20 protein-coding genes are annotated in these 17,230 nt (G+C 74.7%); 10 read left to right on the forward strand and 10 right to left on the reverse strand.

Features of this window, described 5'->3' with window-relative positions; all coding sequences use genetic code 11:
• Nucleotides 1–5 precede the first annotated feature (5 nt).
• Nucleotides 6–377, reverse strand: a complete 372-nt coding sequence (locus ABEB00_RS06535; RefSeq protein WP_345617947.1) for a hypothetical protein — start codon at nt 375–377, stop codon at nt 6–8.
• Nucleotides 378–602: 225 nt separating this feature from the next.
• On the opposite strand from ABEB00_RS06535, the gene ABEB00_RS06540 reads away from it, so the two are divergent.
• The 3 genes from ABEB00_RS06540 (at nt 603) to ABEB00_RS06550 (ending at nt 1,868) form a co-directional block, all read left to right on the forward strand.
• The gene (locus tag ABEB00_RS06540; protein ID WP_345617948.1) at nt 603–866 is read left to right on the forward strand and encodes a DUF5133 domain-containing protein; all 264 of its coding nucleotides are present in this window, start codon (nt 603–605) and stop codon (nt 864–866) included.
• Nucleotides 867–1,059: 193 nt separating this feature from the next.
• A complete protein-coding gene (locus ABEB00_RS06545) occupies nt 1,060–1,560 on the forward strand; it encodes a hypothetical protein (protein WP_345617949.1) in 501 nt (166 codons plus the stop codon).
• Nucleotides 1,561–1,667: 107 nt separating this feature from the next.
• Nucleotides 1,668–1,868: a hypothetical protein gene (locus ABEB00_RS06550; RefSeq protein WP_345617950.1), complete on the forward strand. Its 201-nt coding sequence runs from the start codon at nt 1,668–1,670 to the stop codon at nt 1,866–1,868.
• Between the two features lie 31 nt (nt 1,869–1,899).
• Here ABEB00_RS06550 and tgmB read toward each other — a convergent pair whose 3' ends face one another.
• From tgmB to ABEB00_RS06565, 3 genes are all read right to left on the reverse strand, one after another.
• Nucleotides 1,900–2,883 carry an ATP-grasp ribosomal peptide maturase gene (tgmB, locus tag ABEB00_RS06555; protein WP_345617951.1) on the reverse strand — a complete coding sequence of 328 codons (984 nt, stop codon included), beginning with the start codon at nt 2,881–2,883 and terminating at the stop codon, nt 1,900–1,902.
• A 16-nt stretch (nt 2,884–2,899) separates the two neighbouring features.
• A complete protein-coding gene (gene tgmA, locus ABEB00_RS06560; RefSeq protein WP_345617952.1) occupies nt 2,900–3,091 on the reverse strand; it encodes a putative ATP-grasp-modified RiPP in 192 nt (63 codons plus the stop codon).
• A 119-nt stretch (nt 3,092–3,210) separates the two neighbouring features.
• Nucleotides 3,211–3,537 carry a YkvA family protein gene (locus ABEB00_RS06565; protein WP_345617953.1) on the reverse strand — a complete coding sequence of 109 codons (327 nt, stop codon included), beginning with the start codon at nt 3,535–3,537 and terminating at the stop codon, nt 3,211–3,213.
• 208 nt (nt 3,538–3,745) lie between these two features.
• On the opposite strand from ABEB00_RS06565, the gene ABEB00_RS06570 reads away from it, so the two are divergent.
• Nucleotides 3,746–5,161 (forward strand): hypothetical protein, encoded by a 1,416-nt coding sequence (locus ABEB00_RS06570; RefSeq protein WP_345617954.1) that lies wholly within the window; start codon nt 3,746–3,748, stop codon nt 5,159–5,161.
• Between the two features lie 84 nt (nt 5,162–5,245).
• Here ABEB00_RS06570 and ABEB00_RS06575 read toward each other — a convergent pair whose 3' ends face one another.
• The 4 genes from ABEB00_RS06575 to ABEB00_RS06590 form a co-directional block, all read right to left on the reverse strand.
• Nucleotides 5,246–7,375: a xanthine dehydrogenase family protein molybdopterin-binding subunit gene (locus ABEB00_RS06575; RefSeq protein ID WP_345617955.1), complete on the reverse strand. Its 2,130-nt coding sequence runs from the start codon at nt 7,373–7,375 to the stop codon at nt 5,246–5,248.
• 26 nt (nt 7,376–7,401) lie between these two features.
• Nucleotides 7,402–8,394, reverse strand: a complete 993-nt coding sequence (locus ABEB00_RS06580; RefSeq protein ID WP_345617956.1) for an FAD binding domain-containing protein — start codon at nt 8,392–8,394, stop codon at nt 7,402–7,404.
• Between the two features lies 1 nt (nt 8,395).
• Nucleotides 8,396–8,944, reverse strand: coding sequence for a (2Fe-2S)-binding protein (locus ABEB00_RS06585; protein WP_345617957.1), 549 nt, complete (start codon nt 8,942–8,944; stop codon nt 8,396–8,398).
• A gap of 104 nt (nt 8,945–9,048) precedes the next feature.
• Complete coding sequence (locus tag ABEB00_RS06590; RefSeq protein ID WP_345617958.1) at nt 9,049–10,188, reverse strand: hypothetical protein; 1,140 nt, start codon at nt 10,186–10,188, stop codon at nt 9,049–9,051.
• Nucleotides 10,189–10,360: 172 nt separating this feature from the next.
• On the opposite strand from ABEB00_RS06590, the gene ABEB00_RS06595 reads away from it, so the two are divergent.
• Nucleotides 10,361–11,155 carry an SDR family NAD(P)-dependent oxidoreductase gene (locus ABEB00_RS06595; protein WP_345617959.1) on the forward strand — a complete coding sequence of 265 codons (795 nt, stop codon included), beginning with the start codon at nt 10,361–10,363 and terminating at the stop codon, nt 11,153–11,155.
• An 81-nt stretch (nt 11,156–11,236) separates the two neighbouring features.
• Here ABEB00_RS06595 and ABEB00_RS06600 read toward each other — a convergent pair whose 3' ends face one another.
• Nucleotides 11,237–12,304, reverse strand: coding sequence for a YihY/virulence factor BrkB family protein (locus tag ABEB00_RS06600; RefSeq protein WP_345617960.1), 1,068 nt, complete (start codon nt 12,302–12,304; stop codon nt 11,237–11,239).
• A gap of 238 nt (nt 12,305–12,542) precedes the next feature.
• Here ABEB00_RS06600 and ABEB00_RS06605 point away from each other — a divergent pair, with 238 nt between their 5' ends.
• Genes ABEB00_RS06605 through ABEB00_RS06625 form a run of 5 tightly spaced genes read left to right on the forward strand, consistent with a single transcriptional unit; the run spans nt 12,543 to nt 15,493 of the window.
• Nucleotides 12,543–12,938: a hypothetical protein gene (locus tag ABEB00_RS06605; protein ID WP_345617961.1), complete on the forward strand. Its 396-nt coding sequence runs from the start codon at nt 12,543–12,545 to the stop codon at nt 12,936–12,938.
• Nucleotides 12,935–13,711 carry a hypothetical protein gene (locus ABEB00_RS06610; RefSeq protein ID WP_345617962.1) on the forward strand — a complete coding sequence of 259 codons (777 nt, stop codon included), beginning with the start codon at nt 12,935–12,937 and terminating at the stop codon, nt 13,709–13,711. Before ABEB00_RS06605 ends, ABEB00_RS06610 begins: the two co-directional genes overlap by 4 nt.
• Before the next feature lie 38 nt (nt 13,712–13,749).
• Nucleotides 13,750–14,283, forward strand: a complete 534-nt coding sequence (locus ABEB00_RS06615; protein WP_345617963.1) for a roadblock/LC7 domain-containing protein — start codon at nt 13,750–13,752, stop codon at nt 14,281–14,283.
• Nucleotides 14,284–14,316: 33 nt separating this feature from the next.
• Nucleotides 14,317–14,691: a roadblock/LC7 domain-containing protein gene (locus ABEB00_RS06620; protein ID WP_345617964.1), complete on the forward strand. Its 375-nt coding sequence runs from the start codon at nt 14,317–14,319 to the stop codon at nt 14,689–14,691.
• A 49-nt stretch (nt 14,692–14,740) separates the two neighbouring features.
• Nucleotides 14,741–15,493, forward strand: a complete 753-nt coding sequence (locus tag ABEB00_RS06625) for a DUF4097 family beta strand repeat-containing protein (RefSeq protein WP_345617965.1) — start codon at nt 14,741–14,743, stop codon at nt 15,491–15,493.
• 111 nt (nt 15,494–15,604) lie between these two features.
• Here ABEB00_RS06625 and ABEB00_RS06630 read toward each other — a convergent pair whose 3' ends face one another.
• Complete coding sequence (locus tag ABEB00_RS06630; protein WP_345617966.1) at nt 15,605–16,969, reverse strand: FAD-dependent oxidoreductase; 1,365 nt, start codon at nt 16,967–16,969, stop codon at nt 15,605–15,607.
• Nucleotides 16,970–17,230 lie beyond the last annotated feature (261 nt).

Here is a 17,230-nt window from a genome sequence, read left to right on the forward strand (position 1 = left end):
ACCCGTCACGCCCTGCTGCTCCGGCGGGCGCCGCCCGCGCAGGAGGTGTCGTGGCCGGTCCCGAGCGTCGTCCACCAGCGCTCGCAGCAGGCGGCGTCCAGTTCGACGCGCACGACCGCCTCGGCCGTCCCCGCCACCCTCGCCTCCCGCGACGCCCCGTGCGCCGGGTGCGGGTGCGGGTGCGGGTGCGGGGACGCGCGGCGCTCGTCGTCGAGCACGGTCTCGCGGACCACGGCGAGCACCGGGACCAGGCTGGCCGCCGCGAACACGACGGCGGCCCACAGCGGGCCGTAGCGGTACTCCTGGACCGCGGTCCAGGCCAGTTGGATGCTGGTGGCGAGGTAGAGGGCGCAGAGCAGACGGCTGGAGCGCGTCATCGGGAACACCGTTCGTGCGGGGACGCCTTGCACGGTGCTCAACGGGTCCCGGCGTCCAGGGGAAGCGGGGTGGACCGTTCCTTTTGGGCCCTCCCGCTGCCCGTTCGGGCAGCCATCAGCCAGTAAGCGAAAAATTTAGGTCAAGAGAGAGCATGGATGCGCAGGTTGCGCATGTTCTCGCCGGGGCCGGGCAGGCGGAGCGAAAATCGAGAGAAGGGGCGCTTCGTGCTCGTACCGGACCCGAAGGTCGTCAGGGAGTTCCTCACGCGCTACGCGTCACTGCGGATCGCGCAGGCCGAGCAGGAGAGGCAGGCGACCGCGCGCGAGCTGGCCGACGTCAGCTACACCCTGTGCGTGATGATGGGCGCGACCAGCATCCACGAGGCGGTGGCCAAGGCGGATGAGCTGCTGATCGCCAAGGGCCGTGGGCCGGCCGCCGCCGAGGTGGCGGAGCCGGAGGAGGAGAAGGACCTGTCGCTGGCCGTGTGAGACCGCCCGGGGCCGTCCGGCCCCGGAGCGGTCCGCCGGGCCGCCGGCGCGACCGGCGCACCGGCGGGCGGACCGGCGACGGCGATAATCCGGTGGAAGCTGTCGTTTCCGCCACTGTGCCCGCGCCCGGCGGTTTCCTAGCGTGATCGATCGACCCGTCCGACCGATCACGCCCCGCGGAGCGCCACCACCGATGACGAAGATCCTGCTCTCCCTGCACGTCCTGGCCGCCATCGTCGCCGTCGGCCCCGTCACCGTCGCGGCCAGCATGTTCCCGCCCGCGGTCCGCCGCGCCGCGCTGCCCCGAGGCACCGGCACCGGCACCGAGACCCCGGACGCGGGCGGCGGGCCGCCAGAAGCGGACACCGTCCGGCTGCTGCACCGCATCTGCCGGGTCTACGCGGGCCTGGGCATCGCCGTGCCGCTCCTCGGTCTCGCCACCGCCCAGGCGATGGGCGTACTGGGCGACACCTGGCTGCTCGTCTCCATCGCGCTGACCGCCGCCGCGGCCGGCATCCTGTTCCTGCTCGTCCTGCCCCGCCAGGAGGAACTCCTGGAGCGGGTGACCGCCGGCGGGTCCGTCGAACGCTCCGGCACGGCCCGCCTCGCCATGGTCACCGGCCTGTTCAACCTGTTGTGGGCCACGGTCACGATCCTCATGATCGTCCGGCCCGGTTCCACCACCGGCGCCTGACCGGGGCACCTCCTGGGGGGAATGTGCACGTCCGCGGGGCCGGGCGCCTAGACTTTCCACTCGCGCCTGACCCGCAGGGGCTGACGACTCGAAAGGCACGTTGCCGGGTGTTCCAGGATTCCCCCATTTACGACCGACTCGTCGCCGAGCACGGCGACGTCCCCGCGGTGGTGCGCCGCGAGGCCGAGCGCGTGAGCAGGGAACTGGAGGTCGTCATGCGTCCGCTGCTCTCGTCCGGCCACCGGCCCCCGTCCCCGGGCAACGGCTGGCAGCGCACCGCCCTGCTCCCCGGCCCCCGCCCGAACTGACCCGGAACGGCGGCGGCCGGCCCCGGCCCGTTCAGCCGGCCGTCATCTCGCCGCCCGGCACGGGCGCCGGCTCCTCGGGGCCGGGCCGGGCCAGCCACTCGGCGATGGTGCGGGCGATGGGCTGGCCGGTGTCCACCTCCACGAACCCGAACTGCCCCGACTGGTTGCACTCCAGGAACCACCAGGTGCCGTCGCCGTCCTCGGCGAAGTCGAACGCCCCGTAGGCCAGACGAGCCTGCCGCATGTACTCCAGGACCGCCTCGGCGACCCGCGGCGCCACCTCGGCGGGGCGCCACGGCTCGCACGACGCGGCGAAACGGACGTCCACCTCGTCGGGGTCGGCCCCGGCGGCGGTCGCCTTGCGGGCCGCCAGCAGCCGGTCGCCCACCACGGTCAGCCGCACGTCCGCGCGCTTGGGCACCCGGCGCTGCAGCAGCGTGGGGCCGAAGGCGACCGCGGCGAAATCGGTCTCCGGCGGGACCCGGCTGGTCGGCACCGCCCGGGGCGGATCCTGCGGATGCGCGCCCGAGACCGGCTTGACCACCAGGTCCGGGTGGCGCTCGGCGAACTCCCGGGCCGCCCGCGGGAACGTCGTGATCAGCGTGGCGGGCACGGGCAGTGCGCACTCCTGAGCGAGCCGTAACTGCCAGGGCTTGTGCCGGGCCCGGCGGGCGGCGTCCGGATGGTTCATCCACCGCGCCCCGCAGCCGCGCAGCATGCCGTAGAGCGCCTGCCCGGCCTCCTCGGTCAGCCAGGCGGAGGGCGCCGCCGCGCGGGCCGCCGCGGCGCCCGGCCGGCGCACCCAGACCGAGCGCAGCCCGCCGATGCTCACCAGCCGGCCCCCCGCCGAGAGATGGCCCCGGAAGACGCCGTGGGCGAACTCGCCGGAGAGCGCCACGGAATCGGTCAGATCGGCCGGATCCAGCCGCAGCACCGGAACGCCCGACTCGTTCAGGTGCAGCACCACCATGTCCGCGGTGATGTCCTCTTCACAGGTCAGGATCAACACGGTCATCTGGCGTGATCCGTGTTCAGTCGTCGAAGTGGGTCTTCGAGCCCGCCGTGGAGGTCGTGGTCCCCAGATCCCGCAACAGAGCGTGGTCCCCGGCGGCCGCGCGGCCGTCGAGAAGCACGTTCAGCTGCCGGCCGAGGTCGTAGAAGTACGGAGTCGCGGCCTCCGAATTCGCCGCGGGGCGTGCGTATGTGAGCGCGAACGGTTGCATCGTCTCTCCCTCGTCGGTGCTGCGCCGATCAAGCGACGGCCGAGTTGCGCCGTCGCCCGGTCCGCCGGCCGCCTTCGGCTTCCAGAGACTTATACGAGTCCAGCCGGTGAATGGTTTCCTTACGCTGCGTAGTCGCGGCCCGCGGGCTCCCCGCCCCGGTGCCGTGCCACGTCGTGCCCGCGCGCGCCGAGGGAGCCGCGCAGGGAACGCAGAGCGAGCAGCAGGACGCCGATGTCGTCCAGATACACCGGATCGGGCACCAGGTCGGTCGGCAGCACCAGATAGAGGACGGCGCCCCAGAACACCCAGCGCGGCCCGGTGGGAAGTCCGGCCCGGCGCAGCTCCCGCCGGGTCCGCACCAGCTTCACCAGGACCCCCACGGCCAGGGCGAGGACCGCCGCCGCGAGGACGGCCGCCACGACGAGCACCACTGTGGTCGTATCCACCCCGCCCCCTCCTTCCGTGCGCGGTCGCACACGTCTTCTACGGGATTCCCGCTCCGGGCCCGGGTATGGCAGCCGTTTCCCGGCCTCATCCGCGTGGCGCATCCGAGTGGCAGGCCGTGGCCGGGGCGCTTAGTAATGGTCACCACACAGTCGCAGGTCGCATGTCGGGGACGCAGGAGCGGCCGCACCCCTTCACCCGGAGCAGCCCATGACCACCGGCTCGTCAACACCCCGTCCGAACGAGTACTCCATAGCCACCGCCGCGGACCTGCCGGCCGCGGAGACCACCACCGGAACCGGCACCCACTCCCCGTTCACCAGGGGCGGCGCGCCCGGCTCGCAGCCGTCCGCCGTCCGGGCCTCCGCCGCCCGCGCGCCCGCCGGGCCGTTCGACGACCTCCACGACGACCTGTACGTCGACGAGGAGCCGCCGTTCGACGAGGACCGCGAGGGCGCCCGCGCGCCCGGCCGCCACCCGTGCGAGGAGCCCGTCACGCGGTCCGCGCCCCACCCGGACACGGCGGCGTACGGCGACCCGGTCGGCGACCTGGTCCGGGCGGCCGTGGCCGACCGCCCCCTGGAGGAGGTCGTCACGCTGATCACCACGCTGCAGCGGTCGCCCCAGTACGCCCGGGCCACCGTCGACGCCCTGCGCGCGGTGGGGATGAACCGGTCCGTGGAGGACGTGACCCGGCTGGTCGGGCTGCTGACCCGGCCGCCGCGCGACGCCGACAGCGCGGACGAGGCGATCCGGGCCGCGGCCGAGAGCCGTCCGGTGGAGGACGTCACCCGATTGATGGCACTGCTGCACCGCACCCCCCTCCTGCCGCACTGCGGGGAGGAGGCGGTCCGGGCCGCGGCCACCGGCCGGCCCGTCGAGGAACTGGTGCGGCTGATCGGCCGGCTCGGCGAGGAACGGCCCGACCCCCTGGGCCGGCCGTACGAGCGGGCCCTGGACGACCCCGGCTTCGACGACGACCCGCAGGACACCGGGCACGGCCGCCGGTCCGGCCGGTCCGGCGGCGCTCTGGGCGCGCTGCTCGCCGGAGCGGGCCGCGGGGGCCGCGCGCGCTCGCGCGCACCCCGCCGCGGCCGTACCGCCGACACCCGGCAGGACCGGGACCAGGACCAGGACCGGGACCAGTACCAGGACGGGGCGCCGGACCGGGACCCGGCACGGTCCTCCGCGCGGGATACGGCTGCCCGGTCCGCGCCCCTGTCGAGCCGGCTGGCCGTCGCCGTGCTGGCCGGCTGCGGGATCGCCTTCTTCCCGCTGCACGCCGAGGGCACCTCGGCCCGCGCCTACGGCGTCGCCCTCGGCCTGTCCGCTCTCTGCCTGGTGCTGGCCCTGGTGCTGACGCTGCGGCCCGCCGTGCCGGTGCTGGCCGTCGCGGTCGTGGGACCGGTGGCGCTGGCCGCCGGCAGGCTGTACGCCGGTACCGCCCCCGGCTCCCGCCCCGCCCGGGTGATGGACCTCACCCTCGCACCGGCCTGGATCGCCGTCACCGCGGCCGCGGCCGCGTCCCTGGCGGCACTGACCGCCCTGTGCGTACGGGTGGCCGCGCAGCCGCCCGGCAGATGGGCCGCCCGCCCGGTGGCCGAGGCCCGGCCGACGGCGGACTGACCGCCGCGGACCCGCGGCGGACCGACCGCCGCACCGGTGGCACCCGGGCCGCACCGACGGCCCGGGTCACCCGCCGGTCACGGCTCACCCGCCGAACGTGCCGGCGGGCGCCTCGTGCGCGAGCAGTGCCATGAGCACCCGGTCGGGGGTGAGCGGGAGTTCGCGGAACCGGACGCCCGTGGCGTGGTGGACGGCGTTGCCGATCGCCGCCGCCGTGCCGACGATGCCGATCTCGCCGATCCCCTTGCTCCCCATCGGGTTGAGATGCGGATCGTCCTCCCGGACCCAGTGCGCCTCGATGTCCGCCACGTCGGCGTGCACGGGCACGTGGTAGGAGGCCAGGTCGGACTCGGTGAAGTCACCGAAGGCCGGGTCCATCGTGCTGCCCTCGGTCAGCGCCATGCCCAGGCCCATCGTCATCGCGCCGACGAACTGCGAACGCGCGGTACGGGCGTTCAGGACGCGCCCGGCGGCGTAGACGCCCAGCAGGTTGCGCACCCGTACCTCGCCGGTGACCGGGTCGACCGCGACCCGCGCGAAGTGCGCCCCGAAGGCGTGCCGGGCGTAGGGGACCTCGGCGTCCGCCCGCCCGGTGGTGTCGGCGTGCGCGACGATGCCGTCCTCGGGCACCGGTCCGGGAAGGCCGGCCAGGCGCTCCGCGAGCCGGACCGACGCCTCGTGCACGGCCCAGCCCCAGGACGCGGTGCCGGACGAGCCGCCGGCCAGCGGCGCCGACGGCAGGCCGGTGCTGCCCACCTCGATCCGGACCCGGTCCAGAGCCACGCCCAGGGCGTCGGCCGCGACCTGCGCGAGGACGGTCCGCGCGCCCGTACCGATGTCGGTGGCGTTGACCCGTACCAGGAAACCGCCGTCGGGCAGCGCCCGGGTCTCGGCGGTGGACGGACTCACCAGGACAGGGTAGGTGGCCGCCGCCACCCCGGTGCCCAGCAGGAGCGGACCGTCGGTGCCGGACCGGGGCCGCGGATCGCGCTCGGCCCATCCGAACCGGCGGGCGCCCTCGCGCAGGCATTCCACCAGGTGCCGGCTGCTGAACGGCAGGCCGCTGTCCGGTTCGGTCTCCGGCTCGTTGCGGATCCGCAGCTCCACCGGGTCGATGCCCGCCTCCCCGGCCAGCTCGTCCATCGCCGACTCCAGCGCGTACATGCCGGGCGCCTCGCCCGGCGCGCGCATCCACGACGGCGAGGGCACGTCCAGGCGGACCACCCGGTGCGCGGTACGGCTGTGCGGCGCCGCGTACATGACCCGCGCGGGCACCGCGGCCTGCTCCACGAACTCCTTGATCCGGGACGAGTGGGTGACCACCTCGTGCCGGAGCGAGGTGAGCCGGCCGTCCCGCCCGGCGCCCAGCCGCAGCCGGTGCAGCGTCGGCGCGCGGTGCCCGACCACGGCGGGCAGCATCCGGCGCGGGAAGGCCACGGTGACCGCCCGGCCGGTGTGCCGGGCCGCCATGACGGCCAGCACCACGTCGGGGCGGGGCGTGCCCTTGGAACCGAAACCGCCGCCGACGTGCTCGGCGTGGACGGTGATCCGCTCCTCGGGCACCTCGAACGCGGCGGCGAGGGCGGTGCGTACGGCGTTGCTGCCCTGGCTGGAGGTGTGCACGGTGAGACGGTCGCCGTCCCAGCGCGCGGTGCTCGCGTGCGGCTCCATCGGGTGGTTGTGCAGCGGCGGCACCCGGTACTCGACGTCGACCTGGACCTGAGCGCCGGCGAAGGCCGCGTCCGGGTCGCCCTGCTCGCGGACCGCCGGGTGGCCGCCGTTGGCGTTCTCGGGGACATAGGCATCGGGGTGGGCGGCGGTGAGCGTCACGTCGTGCGGCTCCACGTCGTACGCCACGCGGACGGCGGCGGCGCCCGACCGGGCCGCCTCCGGGGACTCGGCCACCACCAGCGCCACGAACCAGCCCCGGTGCGGCACCCGGGGGTTCTGCAGCACGGCCAGGATCGGATCGTCCGGCTCCGCGAGCCGGGGCGCGTTCTCGTGGGTGAGGACCGCGAGCACGCCGGGCAGCGCCAGCGCCGCCGCCGCGTCGACGCTCCGCACCCGGCCGCGGGCGACACCGGCCGGCACGGGCCAGGCGTGGGCGCGGCCGGGGGAGTCGTACTCGGCGGCGTACCGGGCGGTGCCGGTGACCTTCTCCCGTCCCTCCCGGCGCTCGGCCTCGGCGCCCAGGACGGTTTCGGCGGGGGTCATGTGGTCCTCCTCGGGGACGCCGGTGCTCACCGGTCGGCGGACGGCGTGAGCCGTCCCAGTACGTCGAGGGCGAGGCGCCGGGCCAGCGGCACCTTGTAGGCGTTGTCCCGCAGCGGCTCGGCGGCGGCCAGCTCCAGGTCCACGGCGTGCTCGAACGCCGCCGCCGTGGGCGCCGCGCCCAGCAGCGCGTCCTCGGCCCGCCGCGCCCGCCACGGCCGGTGCGCCACCGCCCCGAAGGCGAGGCCCACTCGGTCCACCACCCCGTCCGAGATCCGCAGCACGGCGGCGACCGAGGCGAGCGCGAAGGCGTACGAGGCCCGGTCCCGGGCCTTGCGGTACGCGGAGGGCAGCCCGCCGGTGGCGGCCGGCAGGAGCACGCCCGTGATCAGCTCACCGGAGCGGATCTCGGTGTCCTGCTCCGGGCGTGCCCCGGGCAGCCGGTGGAAGTCGGCGGCGGGCACGCTCCGGCTGCCCTCGGGGCCGCTCAGCTCCACCCGGGCGTCGAGCGCGGCGAGCGCCACCGCCATGTCGGAGGGGTGGGTGGCGATGCAGCGCTCGGAGTGGCCGAGCACCGCGTGGTCGCGGTGCACGCCCTCCAGGGCGCCGCAGCCGGTGCCGGGCACCCGTTTGTTGCACGGCTTGGACAGATCCTGGAAGTACGGGCAGCGGGTGCGCTGCAGCAGGTTGCCGCCGGTGGTGGCGGCGTTGCGCAACTGCCCGGAGGCGCCCGCCAGCAGCGCCTGCGACAACGCCGGATACCGGTCGCGGACCACCGGATGGGCCGCGAGGTCGCTGTTGCGGACCGTCGCCCCGACCCGCAGCGCGCCGTCCGCCAGCTCCTCCACCGCGTCCAGCGGGAGCCGGGTGACGTCGATGAGCGCGGCGGGCGTCTCCACGCCCAGCTTCATCAGGTCCACGAGGTTGGTGCCGCCGCCGAGATAGCGGGCGCCGGGACGGGCGGCGAACGCGTCGGTGGCCTCCTCGACGCTGCCGGCCCGGACGTAGGCGAAGGATTCCACGTCAGCTCACCTCCGCCACGGCGTCGACGATCCGCGGGTAGGCACCGCACCGGCACAGGTTGCCGCTCAGCCGCTCCCGGATCTCCTCCCGGTCCAGCTCCACCGGCTCACCAGAGGGCGCCGCCGGGTCGGTGACGTGCGAGGGGTGACCCTCGGCTGCCTCGGCGAGCACACCGACCGCCGAGCAGATCTGGCCCGGGGTGCAGTACCCGCACTGGAAGGCGTCCCGGTCCAGGAACGCCCGCTGCACGGGGTGCGGGCCCTCCCCGTCCGCGAGTCCCTCGACGGTCGTCACCTCGGAGCCGTCCAGGGCGACGGCGAGCTGGAGACAACTGTTGACCCGCCGCCCGTCCACCAGGACCGTGCAGGCCCCGCACTGGCCGTGGTCACAGCCCTTCTTGGCACCCGTGAGCCCGAGATCCTCGCGCAGCAGGTCCAGCAGGACGCGGCGGTGGTCGAGGTGGAGCGTGCGGGGTTCGCCGTTGACCCGGAGCGTGAGGTCCGAGTGGGCGGAGGCGGCGGCTGCTGCGCCGGTGTCGTGGCTGTCCATGGCGACCTTCCGGGACGGGCCGGTACGGCTGTGCCGTCCGCGTATCCAGGTTGCCGCGGATGACACGTACCACCGGGTCGGCCGCCCGGGGCCGGCCCGGCCGCTCAGTCCTCGCCGGGCCGGTCGGCCGGGGCGGGGTCGCCGTGGCGGGTGCCGGGCCGCGGCCCGCCGGACGCCTTCAGGCGCTCCAGACTGCGGGTGAGCGCCCGCAGCGGGGAGGCGGCACGGGCGTCGGCGGGCTCGTGCCGCGGCGCGGGCGCCCCCGCCGACTCGCGCAGGGCGGCCAGCGCCTCGTTGGCGCTCTCGGCGGCCTCCCGGTACAGGTCCCGGGACTTCGTCATCGCCTCCAGCGCCTCGGCGTACATCTTCACCAGCCGCCGCTCCCGGGCCAGCTCCTCCTCCAGCGTGAGCAGGCGCCACTCCTCGCGCAGCGCGGTCAGCTCCTCCTCGGCGCCGTCCGGCAGCGGGCGTGCCAGCCCGGCGAAGCGCGTCACCGCGGCGATCAGCTCGGCCGGTTCGGAACCGTCGAGGAAGACCGAGCGGACGGTGAACTCCCGCGGGTCGGGACCGGGCGCCGGCGGGGTGCCGGGCAGCACGACCGCGCCGCCCCTGGGCACCTGGACGCCGAACTCCTCCAGGGCCCAGTTCACCACCCGCGCCTGCTGCGGGGAGGCCCGGTGTTCGACCACACGATGGCTGAGGCCCGGCGGCAGCCGGGTGGCCAGCGGCACCCGGCCCCGGTGGTCGGGGGTCATCGCCTCGTGCACGACGACGTGGATGTTCCACCCGCCGCGCCCGGCGTCCCGGAGCAGCCGGCGCACGTCCTTGTCGTCCTCGGGCAGCGCGTTGATCCCGCGCAGCCGCAGACCCGTGGCGGCGTCGCGGTCCCAGGTGACGTCCGGGTCCTCGGGCCAGAACCGCCCGGCGGGGGAGGGCCAGGCCAGGTCCCAGTGCGCCTCGGCCTCCGCGACCAGCGTCCACTCCTGGCTCCCGGCCGTACCGCCCGCGAGGGTCAGCCGGGCCCGGACCGTCACCTCCCCGGCCACCCGCCAGCGCGCCTCGAAGACTCGTTTCCCGGAGGGCTCGTCGTGCGGCAGCTCGCGGAAGTCGTCGACGACACCGCCGTCCTTGTGCTGCCGCAGGGTGCGCAGCAGCACCTCCCGGGCGGCGGTTCCGACGTGGCGGCCCCGGGCCAGCCACACCGTGGGCGGGATCGCGGGGCGCTCGGTGGCAGAGATCGGCATGAGTCCATCTGAGGGTGGGGGCACGTGCGTGGCCAGTATCGTCGCCGCGGTCCGGCGCGGGCCACCCGGGGGTGGGCCGACCGGGGTGCGTGGGCGCGGACCGACGTGGATCTTGGTTCACAGCGGGCAGGAGCAAGGCGAACGACCGTACGGCACGACAGGGAGTGACACGATGAAACTGGACCTCGACGGGCGGACCGCGCTGGTGACGGGCTCCACCCAGGGCATCGGCGCGGCGATCGCCACCGGGCTGGCCCGGGCCGGCGCGCGGGTGGGCGTCAACGGACGCGACGCGGAGCGCCTGGAGGAGAGCGTCGGGCGGCTGCGGGCCGAGGTGCCGGAGGGGGAGTTCGTGCCGGTCGCGGCCGACCTGGGCACCGAGGAGGGCGCGGCGGACGCCGTGCGGGCGCTGCCCGACGCCGACATCCTCGTCAACAACCTCGGGATCTTCGGTGCCGAGGCCGCGCTGGAGATCAGCGACGACGAGTGGCGCCGCTACTTCGAGATCAACGTCCTGGCGGGCGTCCGGCTCATCCGGGCCTACCTGCCCCGGATGAAGGAGCGCGGCTGGGGGCGGGTGCTGAACATCGCGAGCGACTCGGCGGTCGTCATCCCCGCCGAGATGATCCACTACGGCATGTCCAAGACGGCGCTGCTCGCCGTCTCCCGGGGCTTCGCCAAGGAGGCCGCGGGCAGCGGCGTGACGGTCAACTCCGTCATCGCCGGGCCCACCCACACGGGCGGCGTCGAGGAGTTCGTGTACCAGTTGGTCGACCGCGACCTGCCCTGGGAGGAGGCGCAGCGGGTGTTCATGCGCGAGCACCGTCCGCAGTCGCTGATCCAGCGCCTGATCGAGCCGGAGGAGATCGCCAACCTGGTGGTGTACCTCAGCTCGCCCCAGGCGTCCGCGACCACCGGCGCCGCCGTCCGCGTCGACGGCGGCTACGTCGACTCGATCCTCCCGTAGGGCCGCCCCTCCCGTCGGGCCGCCGGCCGGCGCCGCGGGAGGACCGGGTCCGCGGCCGGGGGAAGATCCCCGGCCGCGGCGTCATTCCCCCTGGTCCATCCGGCGCCGGTCCGCGTCGTCGAAGGCTCGGGTGTCGCGCGGTTCCACGTAGGGCTCCTCGTTCTCCGGGTGGCCGCCGGCGATCACGCGCTGCCGGGCCAGCTCGGCGTCGAACTCCAGGCCCAGCAGGATCGCCAGGTTGGTGACCCACAGCCAGACGAGGAAGATGATCACGCCGGCCAGGGCGCCGTAGGTCTTGTTGTACGAGCTGAAGTTGGCCACGTAGAACGCGAAGCCGGCGGAGGCGATCAGCCAGATCAGCAGGGCGACCACGCTGCCCGGCGAGATCCAGCGGATGCCGCGCATCCGGGCGTTGGGGGTGGCCCAGTACAGGAGCGCGATCATCGACGTCACCAGCAGCACCAGCACGGGCCACTTGGCGATCCCCCAGACGGTCACCGCGGTGTCGCCGATGCCCAGCGCGGTGCCGGCCTGCTGGGCCAGACTCCCGGTGAACACCACGATCAGCGCACTGGCCACGGCCAGCAGCAGCAGGACCACGGTGAGGACGACGCGCAGCGGCAGCACCTTCCACATGGGCCGCCCCTCGGGGACGTCGTAGACCGCGTTGGCGGAGCGGATGAAGGCGGCCACGTAGCCGGAGGCGGACCAGACGGCGGCGAGCAGGCCGACCACCGCCAGCACCGAGCCGAGACCGGCCTGGTCCTGCAACTGCCGTACCGCGTCGGTGATGATGTCCCGCGCCGGACCCGGGGCGAGCTTCTGCACATTGGCCATGATCTCTTCGGTGGCCGACTGCCCGGCGATGCCGAGCAGGGACACCAGCACCAGCAGTGCCGGGAACAGCGACAGCACCCCGTAGTAGGTCAGGGCGGCGGCGCGGTCGGTCAGCTCGTCGTCCTGGAACTCCTTCACCACCCGCTTGAGCAGGGCGAGCCAGGAACGCCCGGGCAGACCGGTCAGCGAGTCGGGGGCGGCGCGCTCGGTGGCGGCGTCCGGGCCGAACTCCTCGTCGGCCTGCCGGGGTTCACCGGTGTCGTCGGGGGCGGAGGGGTGCTTGTCGCGGTGGGGGAGGTGAAGTCGGGCCATGCGGGAACGGGTTGCCCGTTCCGCCGTGAACACGCCTGCCGGCCCGGTACTCGCGGTTCGGGCGGATCTGTCCGCACCTGCGGCGGGCGCCTTGACGGGAAAAAGCCGTAGACGCCCGAAGTATGCCGTAGCGACGGCACGTTCCTCCGGAAAATGCCAAACCCTCCACCGGATGCGCGCACTTTCCGTAGTCTGCTCGTCACGTTCACGGAGCAGCCGTTCAGGGAGGGGATCCGGCGTGCCCGGAATCGACGAAAGCCTGCTGGAGGCCATGCGGCTGCCCGGCGCCCGCGGCGCGTCACTGGTCGACTGGATCAGCGGACTCGCCCTGGGGGCGGCGGGCGAGGCACCGGGCGGCGACCCGGAGGCCGCGGCCGCGGAGACCGCCGAACTCGCCCGGCACGCCGCCGAGAGCGGCTCGCTGGCCCCGGCCGAAGGCGCCACGACCGGCCGGGAACCTCCCGTGGCGGACCTGATCGTCACGACCGCGGACTCCTACCACCTGCTGCGATTCGTCAGCACCCCCTTCGACAGCACCGTCTTCCTCCACCTGTGGCTGGACCGCCACGACGGAAACCTCGCGCTGGCCCGCATCCGGCTCGCCGAGCTGGCCGACCGGCTGGTGCTCGGATGACGACGGCCTGGGCCGCGCACGACACCACCTCGGCCTCCTTACGGGCCCTGGCCGCCGAACGGGCCACCGGCGCCCTGAGCGGCGAGCGGGGCGTCTTCTACCTCGCCGCGGGCAGCGTCGTGCACGTCGAGTCCGCCTGCACCCCCGGCCTCGGCGCCCTGCTGACCCGGAGCGGGACCCTCGCCGCCGACGGCTGGTGGGAGGCGGTCGACCGGGACGGCGTCCACCACCGGGTGGGGCGCCGGCTGGTGGACAGCGGCCGGGTCACCGCCGGGGCGCTGGAGGTCTGCCACCTCGGCGCCCTCTTCGACGCCGCCTACTTCGCCCTCGTCCACGACACCCCCGCCCACCGCTTCCGGCCGGGCGCCGCGCACTGGCTCGGCACGGTCCGCTCCGTCTCCGTGGACACCGTGGTCCGCGAGTCCCGGCGCCGCCGCGACCTGCTGCACCGCATCTGGCCCGACCCCGCCGTCGACATCGCCCCGCTCGCCCGCGCGCCCGGCGCCGACCCCGCCGACCTGCCCGCCCGGCGCGGCCGGACCCTGGCCCAGGTCGACGGGGTCCGCACCGCCCCGGACATCGCCGAGGCCCTCGCCTGCCGCACCTACCACACCCTCGTCGAACTGCGCCGACTGGCCGCCGACGGGCTCGTCACCACCGCGACCCGCGTCCCCGTGCCGGACCCGAGGACCCCCGACCCGTGCGGGACCGCGTGGGACGACCCCGACACCGCCCTGCTGCGACGGCTGCGAGCCGCCTTGGAGGCGCTGTGATCCGCGCGCGCCGCCGGCGTGCCGAAAGGAGACTGCTCATGGCCGTCGAGAGCGACGTCCTGGCCGAACTGCACCGACTGCGCCACCGAGTGCCCCGGTTGACCGGTTCCCTGGCGGCCACCGTCGACGGACTCGTCCTCGCCGAGGACGCGCCGGGGACCGAACCCGAAGGGCTCGCCGCGCTCACCGCCGCCGCCCTCGGCGTCGCCCGGCGGACCGCGGACGCCACCGGCCGCGGCGACTTCCGCGAACTGCTGCTGCGCGGCACCGAGGGCTACGTCGCCACCTACGCGGCCGGCCCCGCCGCCGTGCTCACCCTCCTCGCCGACGGCCGCGTCAACGTGGGCCGGCTGCACCTGGAGGGCCGGCGCAGCGGGACCCGGATAGGAGATCTGGTCGCCGCCCGGGCCCGCGCCGCCGAGCCCCCCGACGGGCCCGAACCCTCCGACGAACACACCGCGACCCCCCGGGCGGAGACCGCCCGCCCGATCGGCACGCTGCCGGTACGCACCCCGCAGCGCCCCACCCACCAGCCGCATCCCCAGGCCGGCGGCCACCGCCGGCCTGACTGACCGAACGATCACGACACGAAGGGAACCCACCCCATGGCCAACCTGGAGACCGCGCTCAAGGAGTGCCTCGGCGTCATCGACGGAGCCTCGGCCGCCGCGCTCGTCGACTACACCAGCGGCATGGCGCTCGGCACGCTGGGCGGCACCAAGGACTTCAACCTGGAGGTCGCCGCCGCCGGCAACACCGACGTCGTACGGGCCAAGCTGCGCACGATGGAACTCCTCGGCCTCCAGGACGAGATCGAGGACATCCTCATCACGCTGAACAGCCAGTACCACCTGATCCGCCTGCTCAAGGGGCGCGGCGGCAACGGACTCTTCCTCTACCTGGTGCTCGACGCGAGCCGGGCGAACCTGGCGATGGCGCGTCACCAACTGCGCCGCATCGAAGGGGAACTGGAGGTCTGACCGGCCGCCCGGTGCCATGGCCGCGCCGGGCCGGGGCAGACGGCCCGGCATGGAAGCGACGACACCGACCCGGACGCCCCGCCGGACCCTCGCGGCACTCCTCCTCCCGCTCCCGCTGCTGGCGACGGGATGCGGGGGAGGGGACGGCGGCGGCGACGGCGGGCCGGACGCCTGGGGCGCGCCGACCGGCGCCCACCTCGTGATCACCTCGGAGAACGGGGTGTCCCTGCGCCCCGGCGACGACGACGAGGTCGAGGTGGACGGCCGGGTCGGCCACCGCTGGACCCACCGGGACGACACCTGGGTGCTGGACCTGAGCTGCGAGGCGCGGGACGGCCGCTGCCCCCGGATGCCCCGGGTGGACGTCCCGGCCGGCACCCCGGTCACCGTCAGCGCCCGCGACGCCGGCATCGACGCTGCCGGGGTGCGGGGCGCGCTCGACCTGACGACCGTCAACGGGGACGTCACCGTGACCCGTTCCGGAACGGACGGCGCGGCCGTCCGCCTCGCCACCCGCAACGGCTCGGTCCGCGCGACCGGGCTGCGCGCCGGCGACCTGCACGCCGAGACGGTCAACGGGGACGTGGTGCTCGCCTGCGCCACGGCGCCGGACGGCGTCGGCGGGACCACGACCAACGGCTCGGTCCGCGTCGCGCTGCCCCACGACGCCCCCGCCTACCGGGTCTCGGCCACCACCGGCAACGGCAGCCCCACGGTCGACGTGCCCACCGCGGGCGCGGCGGACGGCCGGGTGATCCGGCTGCGCACGGTCAACGGCGACGTCGGCGCCACCCGGGACTGAACCCGCCGGGCCCGGGGCGGCCGCCCGCGAGCGGGCCCCGGGCCGCGGGCTCACGGTCCGGGGCCCGGTTCGCGCGTACGGCCGGGCCGGGAGCCCGCGGCCGTACCGAGATCAGGCGCCGCTCTCCCGGAGCATGTCCTCACGCTCGACGTACTTCACCCGCTCGCGGCCCTGCGGCTCGCCCTGCGCCCGCTCGGCGGCGTCCAGCTTGTACCAGCCCTCCCAGGTGGTGAAGCGGATGTTCCGCTCGGCCAGGAAGGCGTCCAGCGCCTCCGGGCCGGGGGAGGCCGGCGTGCGCAGACGGCCGTGCGCGAAGTCGTCCAGCAGGTTGGCCACCGTCTCGTTGGCGTCCCCCTTGGTGTGGCCGATCAGGCCCACCGGGCCACGCCGGATCCAGCCGGTGACGTACGTGGAGGCGAGGTGCTCGCCCGACTCCTCAAGGACCCGCCCGCCCGCGTCCGGGACCGTGCCGGTGTCCAGGTCCCAGGGCAGCTTGGGGAGCTTGTCGGAGAGGTAGCCGACCGCGCGGTAGACCGCGCTGACGTCCCACTCCTTGAAGCGGCCGGTGCCCTTGACGTTCCCGGTGCCGTCCAGCTCGGTGCGCTCGGTGCGCAGCCCGACGACCTTGCCGTCCTCGCCGAGGATCTCGGCCGGCGACTCGAAGAAGTGCAGGAACAGTTTGTGCGGCCGGTCGCCGACGTCCCGGATCGCCCAGTTCTCCAGGGTCTTGGCGACCATGTCGGCCTGCTTGTTGCCGCGCCGGGTGGCGATCGAGCCCTCGTCGTAGTCGATGTCCTCGGGGTCGACGATGACCTCGATGTTGGGGGAGTGGTCCAGCTCCCGCAGCTCCATCGGGCTGAACTTCGCCTGCGTCGGACCGCGGCGGCCGAAGACGTGCACCTCCAGCGCCTTGTTGGCCTTGAGACCCTCGTGGACGTTCGGCGGGATCTCGGTCGGCAGCAGTTCGTCGGCGGTCTTGGCCAGTACGCGCGCGATGTCGAGGGCCACGTTGCCCACGCCGAGGACGGCGACCTTCTCCGCCTCCAGCGGCCAGGTGCGCGGGAAGTCGGGGTGGCCGTCGTACCAGGCGACGAAGTCGGCGGCGCCGTAGGAGCCGTCGAGGTCGATGCCGGGGATCGCCAGGTCACGGTCGGCGGTCGCGCCGGTGGCGAATATCACGCCGTCGTAGAAGGTGCGCAGGTCGTCCAGGCTGATGTCGGTGCCGTAGTCCACATTGCCGAAAAGACGGATCTGCGGCTTGTCCAGCACCTGGTGCAGGGCCTTGATGATGCCCTTGATCCGCGGGTGGTCGGGGGCGACGCCGTAGCGGATCAGCCCGAACGGAGCGGGCATGCGCTCGAAGATGTCGATGGAAACGCCGGGTTCGGCGGCCACCTCGGACTTGAGCAGGGCGTCGGCGGCGTAGATTCCGGCGGGGCCGGATCCGACGATGGCTACCCGCAGAGGGCGGGGCATGTTCGGGTTCCCTTCGAGCGGTGACAGATCGACTCGACGGGAAGCCTAAGCTGAGGCAACCCTAAGTCGGTACTCGGGTCCGGTCTATGGGCCCATAAGCCCTGCTTATGAGGCCCGAAGGGGCGGTCGGCGCGCCCTGGGACGTTTGGACCGCCCCGGACCGGTGACGCAGGCGTGGGAGCGCGAGGCGCTCTCGCGGAGGGAGTACCCGTGAACGATCCGAACCGGTGGCGGGCCCTGTGGGCCACGCTGGTCGCCGGC

It is taken from the genome of Streptomyces ziwulingensis (genome assembly GCF_039542605.1).
GTDB classification, from domain to species: Bacteria; Actinomycetota; Actinomycetes; order Streptomycetales; family Streptomycetaceae; genus Streptomyces; species Streptomyces ziwulingensis.